Source organism: Embleya sp. NPDC059237, assembly GCF_042754105.1.
GTDB lineage: Bacteria > Actinomycetota > Actinomycetes > Streptomycetales > Streptomycetaceae > Embleya.
The window spans coordinates 14,134-24,587 of sequence record NZ_JBHZAE010000017.1 but is presented as its reverse complement, the minus strand read 5'-3'; the positions used below and the strand labels follow the sequence as shown (position 1 = coordinate 24,587).

Below are 10,454 nucleotides of genomic sequence, written 5' to 3'. Positions count from 1 at the left end.
GTCAGTCCTCGTCGAGCGCCTTCACCCGGGCCAGCGTGATCCCGTCCGCGACCGGCAACATCACCGGCTCCACCCGACGGTCGGCCTTCACGTGCTCGTTGAACGCGTGCACCGCCGCCGGCGTCGGGTCGCCGTTCGGCTTGAGCACCTGCCCGTCGTAGAGCACGTTGTCCGCGATCAGCAGACCGTTCGGCCGCATCCTCGGCACCAGCGCCTCCCAGTAGGAGATGTAGCCGTCCTTGTTCGCGTCGATGAACGCCAGATCGATGTGCGGATGCGAGGGCAGCGCGTCCAGCGTCTCCAGGGCCGGCGCGATCCGCAGGTCGATGCGATCGGCCACGCCCGCCTCCCGCCACGTCTCGCGGGCGATCTCGGTCCACTCCTCGGACACGTCGCAACACAGCAGCCGGCCGTCCGCGGCCAGCCCCTTGGCGATGCACAGCGCCGAGTATCCGGTGAAGGTGCCGACCTCCACCGCGACCCGCGGCCGGACCACACCGGAGAGCAGCGTCAACAGCGCGCCCTGCTCGGCGGGCACCTGGAGCTGGGCCAACCCGCCCATGCCCCTGGTGCGTTCGATCACCGCGCGCTGCGCCGGGTCGGGCGCAAGGGAGTGGTCCAGGACGTAGTCGTACAGCTCCGGGGTGACGCGCACCTGCTTGTCGAAGGACATCGGTCAATTCTCCTCGGGTCGTTCCGGGCGCTCGGGCGGTTGGGGGAAGGCCGTGTCCCAGGGCAGCAGCAGCCCGAAGTCGCGGACCAGGAGCCGCAGCACCTCGTGATCGTTCGCGAGTCGGCGCTCCTCGGTGGAGCCGTCGCTGCGCACCACGGTCAGCACCCGGTCCACCACGTAGGCACGCTCGTGCGGGCCGCTGCGCTGCACCCGCAGGGTGTGCCGGAACGGGGAGCCGGGATGGGTGGCGACGTACCAGTTCGCCACCTCGTAGTCGACCAACTCCCGGCGCCGGAGCGTGAACTCGTAGACGGTGAACCACCCGTCGTCGCCGTACACGGTCTGCAGCAGCCACAGATCGTCCTCGCGCACCAGTCGGTAGCGCCACGCGCCCTGCGGGCTGGACACCCCCGGCAGCAGCGGCAGCGGCTCCAACAGGCCACCGCTGCCGAAGCCGACGTCGGCGATGTAGGGGTGCGCCTCGCCGGGCACCTCGACCGCGAGCAGTATGTGGGTCAGCGGCCGGATCGCGTCGGAGCCCATCCGCACCCGCGCGGCCAGCCGGGTCACCCCGAAGCCCAGCGCCTCCAACACACCCGCGAACAGCAGGTTGTGCTCGAAGCAGTAGCCGCCGCGACCCTGCCGGACCAGCTTGTCCTCCAGGTCGGCCGGCTCCAGCGAGGGCACGCCGCCCATGACGACCTCGACGTTCTCGAACGGGATGCCGACGACGTGCGCCAAGTGCAGCGAACGCAGCGTCGCCCACGTGGGCACGCGCTCACCGGACCAGCCGATCCGGGCGAAATAGGCGTCGAGGTCCGGATGGTGCTGATGGCGTTGCCGGCGCAAGAGCCGTCTCCTTCGGATCCGGGGCCCGGGGCCGGGCGTGGACCGATTCTCACACGCGTGTCCGCGCGGGTGGGACGGCTCGCGCGGGGTGCCACCCGATAGGTTCGGATCGGGTCGCACGGCGGCCCGGCCCGCGCCGTGCGGGCCGTCACGTGCACGGAGGTCGTCATGAGCGAGCAGCAGCCCCAGTCGCGGCCGGAGTCGCCGTCCGCCGCGGACGAGCGCGCCATCGAGGAGTTGGCCGGGCGCATGTTCGAGGCGGCGCGGGTCGGCGACGCCGAGACGCTGGGCACCTACCTGGACGGCGGGCTGCCGGCGAACCTGGCCAACGACCGGGGCGACACGCTGGTGATGCTCGCCGCGTACCACGGACACGCCGACGCGGTACGCGCGTTGCTGGAACGCGGCGCGGATCCGGACCGGGCCAACGACCGCGGCCAGACGCCGCTCGCGGGCGCGGTGTTCAAGAACGAGCCGGAGGTGGCAGCGGCGTTGTTGGCGGCCGGCGCCGACCCCGACGCGGGCACGCCGAGCGCGCGCGAGACCGCGCGGATGTTCGGCAAGGAGGACATGCTTTCGGCGACCGGTGGGTAACAAAACCATGACCCTCCGTCAGTTCCCGCCTGCGCCAGGGACAGCCGGGCGTGAGGGTGTCGGGGGAGGCGCACACGATGTCCGACCAAGCCGCGATACCGCGACTCGACCTGGACGGATTCCCCACGGGCGCGGGGCTGCTGCACCTGCGATCGGACCTGCCCGAGGCCCTGGACGGAACATTCTCCCCCTGGTGCGATCGACACCACGACGATCTGCTCAAGGTGCCCGGCTTTCGGCGCGCCCGGCGCTTCGTGTTGTGCGGCGCGTTCACCAACGGTGAGGCCGAGGCCGGGCCGCCGGCCGCGCGCTACCTGACCGTGTACGACCTCAAGCACGTGGGTGTGCTTGCCGCCGCGGGCGACGACGTGCACACCCCGCTGCCGCCCGAACTGATCGGCGCGATCACCTCGTCCCGGCTGGACTGTCGCGAGGTGCGGCGCTGGCCCAACGTGTCGGTGAGCCGGCTGTTCCCGGCCGGCGACAAGGTGCTGCACCTGACCGCGCACGGCTCCGGCACGGCGATGGGTCGCTGGTTGCACGAGGAGGCGGTGGCCGAACTCCTGCGCTCACCGGGCGCGGTGGGCCTGCGCTGGTTCGACGCGGGCAACGGCCTGCACGTGCTGCTGTGCGAGGTGAGCGGCCCGATGTGGCCACTCCCCCCACACGTACCGCAGGACCTGGGCCCGGCGGTATGGAGCGGCTACCGCCAGGTATACCTCGCCGACGCCCCCACCTGACACCCGCTCGCCCGCCGATCGCCCAAGGCACCCGACCGGCCACGCCGAAGCCCGCAAAACCCCAGCGCGGCCGATCGGCCCAGGGGCCCGACCAGCCACGCCGAAGCCCCTAAAACCCCAGCGCGGCCGATTGCCCCAGGGGCCCGATCGGCCACGCCGAAGCTTGTGAAACCCCAGCGTGGAAGCTCAAAGCAACGGGTGGAGCGGGCGGGCACACCACCCAATCAAGACGCACCCGCAGCGTCACACCTCGGACCGCACCACCTCGAACCCGGCCGCCTCCAGGTCCGGGGCCACCCGACCCGCATCGCCCTCGACCACAATGGCAAGCTCGTCGGGCCGCAGATGCGTCGCCGCCGCCCGAGAGACCGCGGCCCGATCCGTGGACCCGATCTCGGCGTACTCACGCGTCACATGATCGTCCGGCAGGCCATGCACGATCGCCTCGATCAACCTGCCGCCGATGCCGCCCGGCGTCTGCAGGTTGATCGGCATGCTGCCCAGCGCATGGGCCCGGGTCGCGGCGAGCTCGTCGTCCGTGACCCCGTCGGAGTGCATCCGCCGGATCTCCGCGATCGTGTCCACCACCGCCGCGGCGGTGACCTCGGTGTGCACCGCGGCGGACATCGTGAACGTGCCCGAGCGGCGGCCGTGGCCGAAGCTCGCGTGCGCGCCGTAGGTGTAGCCCTTGACCTCGCGCAGCAGGTGGTTGAGCCGGGAGCCGAAGCTGCCGCCCAGCACCTCCGCGCACAACTCGATGGCGATCAGATCCGGCGTCGAGCGCGGCGCCGCGGTGTGCCCGATCCGCAACACGGACTGCACCGCGCCGGGTCGGTCCACCACGATCGCCTGCCGGGTCGAGGGCGCGCCGGTGAACTCGGCGAGTTCGGCGGGGTGTCCGGTGCCGGTCGCGCCCGCGAAGACGATCGTGCCCAGCGCCCGGAGGTCGATCGTGTCCAGGTCGCCGACCACGGCCAGGGTGCCGGGCGCGGTCATCCGGGCCGCGTGGAAGGCCCGGATCGCGTCCGCGGTCAGCGCGGCGGCGGTGTCCGGGGTGCCGCCGAGCACCCCGCCGAGCCGGTGCTCCGGTCCGAACAGAGCCTGCCGGAAGGCGAGTTGGGCGCGGGTGCCGGGTTGTGCCCAGGCGGTCTTCAGGGACCGCACGTGGTCGGCCAGGAAACGCTCGACGTCGGCGTCGGTGAAGGCCGGGCGGCGGATCGCCTCGGCGACCAGGTCCAGGCCCTCGGCGAGCCGGTCGGCGGGCAGGTCGATGCCCACCTCCTGGGTCTCCCACCCGCAGGCGATGCGCCACTGTGCGCCCAGGGCCTCGACGGCCACGCCGAACGCGTCCGCGTCGCGGTCCAGGCTGCCCTCGTCCAGCAGGGAGCAGGTGATCCGGGCCAGGCCGTCCAGGCCGACCGGCTCGTGCAGCGCGCCGCTCTCCATGACCGACTTGGCCCAGGCCAGGCGGTGTCCGGGCAGGTGCGCACCGACCACCTCGCCGCCGGCCACGCCGACCCGGCGGACCTCGGGGAAGCGGTACGGGCGCGGCTCGGTGCCGGTGGGCCGCTCGGCGACCAGGGTGTGTCGGGTCCCGATGTGTGCGCTCATGCGGCGGCCTCCGGCTCGTCCGTGTCGATCCCGGCGCCCGCCTCGGCGGCCTCGGGCAGGAACTCCAGCACGATGCGGTTGTCCGCGTGCAGGATCTCGCGGGCGACGCGGTGCACGTCTTCGGTGGTGACCGCGAGCAGGTGGTCGAGGTGGTCGCGGATCGACTCGGCGTCGCCGAAGCGGGTGGTGAAGCGGCCGATCGCATCGGCCCGGCCGCCGGCGGTGGACAACTCGCGCAGCCAGTCGCCGGCGAGCATCGCCCGTACCCGGTCGAGTTCGGCCTCGGTCACCCCCTCGTCCGCCACCCGGTCGCACACCGCGACGTAGGCGTCCAGGAGTTCGCCGGGTTCGGTGCCCTCGCTCGGCGCGCACGAGCCCATCAGGACCGACTCGTGGTTGAGGTAGCCCCACGCGGACAGGAACGCGCCGGTGGACTGGGCCAGATTGCGGGCGGTGACCAGCTCGCGGTACAGCCGGCTGCCCCGGCCACGCCCGACGACCGCGGCGAGCACGGTCGAGGCGGGCGCGTCCGGGGTGCCGAAGCGCGGCGCCCGGTGGCACAGGAACAGGCGCGGCGTAGGCACGTCCCGATACACCGTGACATGCTGTCCGGCGCCGAAGCGGGCGGGCAGCGGGTCGGGGGAGGGCTGCGGGAAGGAGCCGCGCGGGGCGATCCCGCCGAAGTAGCGCTCGGCGAGCGCGACCACCCGGTCCGGGTCGACGTCGCCGACCACGGTCAGCACCGCGTTGTCCGGCGCGTAGTAGGTCTCGTGGAAGGCGGTGAAGTCGGCCGGTTCGGCGCTGTCCAGCTCCTCCATCGAACCGATCGTGGACGTCGCGTAGGGATGGCCCGCCGGGTAGGCGAGGGCCGTCATCTCCTCGCTCCAGGTCCCGTACGGCACGTTGTCGTAGCGCTGCCGGCGCTCGTTCTTGACCACCTCGCGCTGGTTGTCCAGGGTTTCCTGGGTCAGCGCGAGCGAGCCCATCCGGTCGGCCTCCAGCCACAGCGCGAGGTCGAGCCGGCCCGAGGGCACCGTCTGGTAGTAGTTGGTCCGGTCCGGGTTGGTCGACGCGTTGATCCCGTCGCCGCCGCAGCCCTCGATCGCGGCGAAGTGGCCGCCCTTGTCGACGTGCGCGGAGCCCTCGAACATCAGGTGCTCGAAGAGGTGGGCGAAGCCGTGCTTGCCCTCGACCTCGTGCCGCGAGCCCACGTCGTACCAGAGGTTGACCGCGGCGAGCGGCACCGTGCTGTCGGGGCAGACCACCACACGCAGACCGTTGGCGAGCCTGGTCCGGTGCAGGGCCCACGGGAAGTGGGCGGAAGTTGACGGCACGTCAGGTTCCTCCGGGGGTGCGGCGATCGACGACGGACCGCCATTGTTTCAGGCGGACGCACCGAGCGGGCGCGACTGCGAACGCACGACGACCACCCGCCCCGGGCACGTGCCCGGGGCGGGTGGTCGTCGTGCGTGTTGGTCGTGCGTGCCGCGCGGGGGTGTTACTTGACGAGTGCGGCGAACTTGGCCAGCGACTCGATCAGCGCCTCCTGGGTGGCCTTGGTGACCTTGCCGGCCATCATCTGTACCGCGCCGCCCTTGACCTCGGACTCGATCCGCAGGATCGAACCGTCGCCGGACGCCTCGACGATGAAGGTCTCGGTCATGATCACGCCCATCGGGCCCTTGCCGTCGAGCGCGAGGGACTTGCCCGCCTCGACGTCCTTGATCGTCCACTTGATGTCCGCCGGGAAGCCCATCAGCTTCATCTTCTCGTCGTACGCCACGCCGGCTTCGAGCTTCTCCGGGGCGCCGTTCGGGAACTCGACGTGCGGGACCATCCATTCGCCGAAGACGCTGTAGTCGGTCAGCTTCGCCCACACGGCCTCGGGACTGGCAGCGACCTCGACCTGCTCGTTGATGACGGGCATGCGTGTGTCCTCACGGTTTCGATCTGTTTCGATCTGCGGAGAGCTTGCGGCTCGGAGCATGGAGTGCACGGAACGTACCGCCGATATGTGACACAGTCAATGGTGTCGGGGAGCAAAAAGAGAACGTGTTCTAGTCACCGTGTCGCCCCCTTTGACTACGCTCGGGCGGCATGACGAGCACGCTGCCGGGGATACCGCCCGGCCCGGAATCCGGGGCCGGGGGAGGGGCCGTCCTCGAGGCCGTGCTGGAGCGAATCACGTACCAGAACGACGAGAACGGCTGGACCGTCGCCCGGGTGGACACCGGCCGCAGCGGCACCGAACTGCTCACCGTGGTCGGCGCGCTGCTCGGCGCTCAGCCCGGCGAGTCGATCCGGATGCGCGGCCGGTGGGGCAGCCATCCGCAGTTCGGCAAACAGTTCCAGGTCGAATCGTTCAGCACCGTGCTGCCGGCCACCGTGCAGGGCATTCGCCGCTACCTCGGCTCCGGGCTGATCAAGGGCATCGGCCCCAAGACCGCCGACCGCATCGTCGAGCACTTCGGGGTGCGCTCGCTGGACGTGATCGACGAGGACGCCACGCAGCTCATCCAGGTCCCGGGCCTGGGACCCAAGCGCACCAAGCTGATCGCCGCCGCGTGGGAGGAACAGAAGGCGATCAAGGAGGTGATGGTCTTCCTCCAGGGCATCGGCATCTCCACCTCCCCGGCGGTGCGGATCTTCAAGGAGTACGGCGACGCGTCGATCACCGTGGTGCGCACCGAGCCCTATCGGCTCGCCGCCGACGTGTGGGGGATCGGCTTCAAGACCGCCGACGCGATCGCCAAGGCGGTCGGGATACCGCACGACGCGCCGCAGCGGATCAAGGCCGGACTGCAGTACACGCTGTCCGAGGGCTCCGACAGCGGCCACTGCTACCTGCCCGCCGACGTCCTGGTCGCCCAGGCGGTGAAGATCCTCGACGTGCCCTCCGACCTCGTGGTGCGCTGCCTGAACGACCTGATCGGGGAGGAGGGCGTGGTCTGCGAGGAACTGCCAGGCCCGGTGACGGTGTCCGGGACCCAGGGCGATCCGGTCCAGGCGGTCTACCTGGTGCCGTTCCACCGCGCCGAACTCTCCCTCGCCGGGCGGGCGCGTGCGTTGTTGGGCGCGCGCGAGGACCGGCTGGCCGCCTTCGCCGACCTGGACTGGACCCGGGCGCTGACCTGGCTGCGCGGCCGGACCGGAGCGGCGCTGGCGCCCGAGCAGGAGCAGGCCGTACGGCTCGCGCTGACCAGCAAGGTCGCGGTGCTCACCGGCGGCCCGGGCTGCGGCAAGAGCTTCACCGTACGATCCGTGGTCGAACTGGCCCGCGCGCGCGACGCGAAGGTGATCCTGGCCGCACCCACCGGCCGGGCCGCCAAGCGGCTCGCCGAGCTGACCGGATGCGAAGCGGCCACCGTGCACCGGCTGTTGCAGCTCCAGCCCGGCGGCAACGCGGCCTACGACCAGGACAAGCCGCTCGACGCCGACCTCGTGGTGGTCGACGAGGCGTCGATGCTGGACCTGCTGCTCGCCAACAAGTTGATCAAGGCGATACCGGCGGGCGCGCACGTGTTGTTCGTCGGCGACGTGGACCAGCTGCCCAGCGTCGGCGCCGGCGAGGTGCTGCGCGACCTGCTCGCGGCCGAACGGGTGCCCCGGGTGCGGTTGACCCAGATCTTCCGCCAGGCCCAGCAGTCGGGCGTGGTGACCAACGCACATCGGATCAACGCCGGCCGCCCGCCGGTCACCGACGGGCTGAGCGACTTCTTCCTGTTCCCGGCCGAGGAGACGGAGGACGCGGCCACGCTGACCGTGGACGTGGTCGCCCGGCGCATCCCGCGCAAGTTCGGTCTGGACCCGCGCCGCGACATCCAGGTGCTCGCCCCGATGCACCGCGGCCCCGCCGGAGCCGGCGCGCTCAACCTGCTGCTCCAGCAGGCGCTGACGCCCTCGCGTGAGGGCCTGCCGGAGAAGCGGTTCGGCGGTCGCGTCTTCCGGGTCGGCGACAAGGTCACCCAGATCCGCAACAACTACGACAAGGGCGCCAACGGCGTCTTCAACGGCACCGGCGGGGTGGTCGTCGCACTGTCCCCCGAGGAGCAGAAGCTCGTGGTGCGCACCGAGGAGGACGAGGAGGTCGATTACGACTTCGCCGAACTCGACGAGTTGTCGCACGCGTACGCGGTGACCATCCACCGCTCGCAGGGCAGCGAGTATCCGGCGGTGGTGGTACCGGTGACCATGGGCGCCTGGATGATGCTCCAGCGCAATCTGCTCTACACCGCGATCACCCGCGCCAAGCGTCTGGTGGTCCTGGTCGGCTCGCGGCGCGCGCTCGGCCAGGCGGTGCGCACGGTGTCGGCGGGCAAACGGTTCACGGGGCTGGCGCACCGGTTGCGGTAGGGGTGGTCCGCGACCTCGGCTCACCCGACCCCGTGAGGCCCGGCTCCGGGCCCGCAAACGCCGGACGCCGCCACCCCGAGGGGTGGCGGCGTCCGAAGCGGTGGTGCGGGTACCGGCGCTGCTAGCGGATCATCCGCAGGCCGATGCGCTCCACGCCCTTGCGGGCCATCGCCATCGCGGGCACGAGCAGGGCCAGGGTGACCTGGGTGGTCGCGCCCATGTTGAGCATCCAGTCGCTGCCGGGCGCGTCGGCCGCCCAGGCGATCAGGCAGCTCATGCTCAGCGCGATCCCCGCCATGACCAGGATCGCCATGTTGCCTTGCGGCTTGGGGTACTCGATCCGACTGACCATCAGCCCGGACACGGCCACGATCAGCACCGCGGCCGGTGTGAACGGCAGGTCGAGCAGCACGATCGAGACGACCGTCATCGCGCCCATCGGGATGGGCATGCCCTGGAACACCCCTGGGCGCCCCGGCGTGGTCGCGAATCTGGCCAGCCGCAGGACACCGGCGATCAGTACCGACAACGCGACCAGTACCGCGGCCGGCGCCTGACCCGCGTTCACCGGCACGGCGGCCCAGGTGACCACGAAGAACGCCGGCGCGACCCCGAAGGTGATCACGTCCGCGAGGTTGTCCAGCTGCGCGCCGAGCGAGGACATCCGCAGCTTGCGGGCGACCATGCCGTCACACAGGTCGCACAACGCGCCGACCAGCATCAGCACCACGGCCGCCGCCATGCCGCGCTCGGCCGAGACGCCGACGTCGCCGCCGCGCTGCGCCATCACCGAGCAGGCGAGGAAGTAGATCGCCATGAACCCGCACGCCGCGTTGCCCAGCGTGAGCACGTCGGCGACCGAGATCCGCGAGGACAGGCATGCCTGCGGATCGTCCTCGACCGGGGTGCCCAGGATGTTCAGCTCGGCGACATCCAGGTCGGCCGTATCGTCGTAATCAGTCCCGGTCAAGACGTGTCTCTCCCGCCGTCGTCCGTTGTCCCACGGTCACCGCCGGCTCGACGCCCGGCGGCAGGTACACGTCCACGCGCGAGCCGAACCGGATCAGGCCGATGCGGTCGCCGCGGGCGACCTCGGTACCCGGCTCCAGATACGGCACGATGCGCCGCGCGACGGTGCCGGCGATCTGCACCAGCTCCACGTCGCCGATCGCGGTGTCGAAGATCCACACAACGCGCTCGTTGTGTTCGCTTTCCTTGTTGAACGCCGGAACGAATCCGCCGGCCTTGTGCTCCACGGACTTCACGACGCCGTCGAGCGGCGCACGGTTCACGTGCACGTTCAACGGGCTCATGAACGTCGCGACCCGGGTGCGGCCGTCGGGCCAGGGGTCGATGCTCTGGACCACGCCGTCGGCCGAGGCGATCACGCCGTCGCCGATGACGCGCTCCGGGTCACGGAAGAACCACAGCATGCCACCGGTGAGCGCCAGCGTCGGCACGGCCGCGAGGGCCCAGCGCCGGTTGCGCAGTGCGGCCAAACCGGTCAACGCGCCGGTCACGGCCGTCGGCACCAGCCAGGGAGAAGCTCCCTTGGCCAGGCGCGGCCGTTGCGTCGGCACGAACCCCGCCGAAGCCGGCGAGGGGGAATCGTCACTCATCGAGAACCTTTGTCG

Annotated in this window: 10 protein-coding genes; 3 read left to right on the top strand and 7 right to left on the bottom strand. The window is 71.4% G+C overall.

Annotated features, from left to right (window positions below; genetic code table 11):
• Position 1: 1 nt before the first annotated feature.
• Positions 2-673, bottom strand: a complete 672-nt coding sequence (locus tag ACFXKZ_RS38775) for an O-methyltransferase (RefSeq protein ID WP_380008117.1) — start codon at positions 671-673, stop codon at positions 2-4.
• Between the two features lie 3 nt (positions 674-676).
• Positions 677-1,522, bottom strand: coding sequence for an arylamine N-acetyltransferase (locus ACFXKZ_RS38770; protein WP_380008115.1), 846 nt, complete (start codon positions 1,520-1,522; stop codon positions 677-679).
• Positions 1,523-1,690: 168 nt separating this feature from the next.
• On the opposite strand from ACFXKZ_RS38770, the gene ACFXKZ_RS38765 reads away from it, so the two are divergent.
• Positions 1,691-2,116, top strand: a complete 426-nt coding sequence (locus ACFXKZ_RS38765) for an ankyrin repeat domain-containing protein (protein WP_380008112.1) — start codon at positions 1,691-1,693, stop codon at positions 2,114-2,116.
• A gap of 77 nt (positions 2,117-2,193) precedes the next feature.
• Positions 2,194-2,856, top strand: a complete 663-nt coding sequence (locus tag ACFXKZ_RS38760; protein WP_380008109.1) for a hypothetical protein — start codon at positions 2,194-2,196, stop codon at positions 2,854-2,856.
• Positions 2,857-3,099: 243 nt separating this feature from the next.
• On the opposite strand, the gene ACFXKZ_RS38755 is transcribed toward ACFXKZ_RS38760, so the two are convergent.
• The 3 genes from ACFXKZ_RS38755 to ACFXKZ_RS38745 form a co-directional block, all read right to left on the bottom strand.
• Positions 3,100-4,467 carry a M16 family metallopeptidase gene (locus ACFXKZ_RS38755; RefSeq protein ID WP_380008107.1) on the bottom strand — a complete coding sequence of 456 codons (1,368 nt, stop codon included), beginning with the start codon at positions 4,465-4,467 and terminating at the stop codon, positions 3,100-3,102.
• Positions 4,464-5,801: a M16 family metallopeptidase gene (locus ACFXKZ_RS38750; RefSeq protein ID WP_380008105.1), complete on the bottom strand. Its 1,338-nt coding sequence runs from the start codon at positions 5,799-5,801 to the stop codon at positions 4,464-4,466. Before ACFXKZ_RS38750 ends, ACFXKZ_RS38755 begins: the two co-directional genes overlap by 4 nt.
• 164 nt (positions 5,802-5,965) lie before the next feature.
• Positions 5,966-6,394 (bottom strand): SRPBCC family protein, encoded by a 429-nt coding sequence (locus ACFXKZ_RS38745; RefSeq protein ID WP_380008103.1) that lies wholly within the window; start codon positions 6,392-6,394, stop codon positions 5,966-5,968.
• A 170-nt stretch (positions 6,395-6,564) separates the two neighbouring features.
• Here ACFXKZ_RS38745 and ACFXKZ_RS38740 point away from each other — a divergent pair, with 170 nt between their 5' ends.
• Positions 6,565-8,820: an ATP-dependent RecD-like DNA helicase gene (locus tag ACFXKZ_RS38740; RefSeq protein WP_380008101.1), complete on the top strand. Its 2,256-nt coding sequence runs from the start codon at positions 6,565-6,567 to the stop codon at positions 8,818-8,820.
• A gap of 121 nt (positions 8,821-8,941) precedes the next feature.
• Here the strand turns inward: ACFXKZ_RS38740 and pssA are convergent, their stop codons facing one another.
• Together pssA and ACFXKZ_RS38730 are read right to left on the bottom strand one after the other, a co-directional pair.
• Positions 8,942-9,790, bottom strand: coding sequence for a CDP-diacylglycerol--serine O-phosphatidyltransferase (pssA, locus tag ACFXKZ_RS38735; protein ID WP_380008098.1), 849 nt, complete (start codon positions 9,788-9,790; stop codon positions 8,942-8,944).
• The gene (locus ACFXKZ_RS38730; protein ID WP_078977923.1) at positions 9,777-10,439 is read right to left on the bottom strand and encodes a phosphatidylserine decarboxylase; all 663 of its coding nucleotides are present in this window, start codon (positions 10,437-10,439) and stop codon (positions 9,777-9,779) included. The genes pssA and ACFXKZ_RS38730 overlap by 14 nt, the downstream gene beginning before the upstream one ends.
• Positions 10,440-10,454 lie beyond the last annotated feature (15 nt).

Excerpts from the sequence above, each read along its gene's own strand:
- ACFXKZ_RS38730 (WP_078977923.1), bottom strand. The coding sequence starts at position 10,439 with ATGAGTGACGATTCCCCCTCGCCGGCTTCGGCGGGGTTCGTGCCGACG.
- ACFXKZ_RS38755 (WP_380008107.1), bottom strand. The coding sequence starts at position 4,467 with ATGAGCGCACACATCGGGACCCGACACACCCTGGTCGCCGAGCGGCCC.
- ACFXKZ_RS38765 (WP_380008112.1), top strand. The coding sequence starts at position 1,691 with ATGAGCGAGCAGCAGCCCCAGTCGCGGCCGGAGTCGCCGTCCGCCGCG.
- ACFXKZ_RS38760 (WP_380008109.1), top strand. The coding sequence starts at position 2,194 with ATGTCCGACCAAGCCGCGATACCGCGACTCGACCTGGACGGATTCCCC.
- ACFXKZ_RS38745 (WP_380008103.1), bottom strand. The coding sequence starts at position 6,394 with ATGCCCGTCATCAACGAGCAGGTCGAGGTCGCTGCCAGTCCCGAGGCC.
- ACFXKZ_RS38775 (WP_380008117.1), bottom strand. The coding sequence starts at position 673 with ATGTCCTTCGACAAGCAGGTGCGCGTCACCCCGGAGCTGTACGACTAC.
- ACFXKZ_RS38740 (WP_380008101.1), top strand. The coding sequence starts at position 6,565 with ATGACGAGCACGCTGCCGGGGATACCGCCCGGCCCGGAATCCGGGGCC.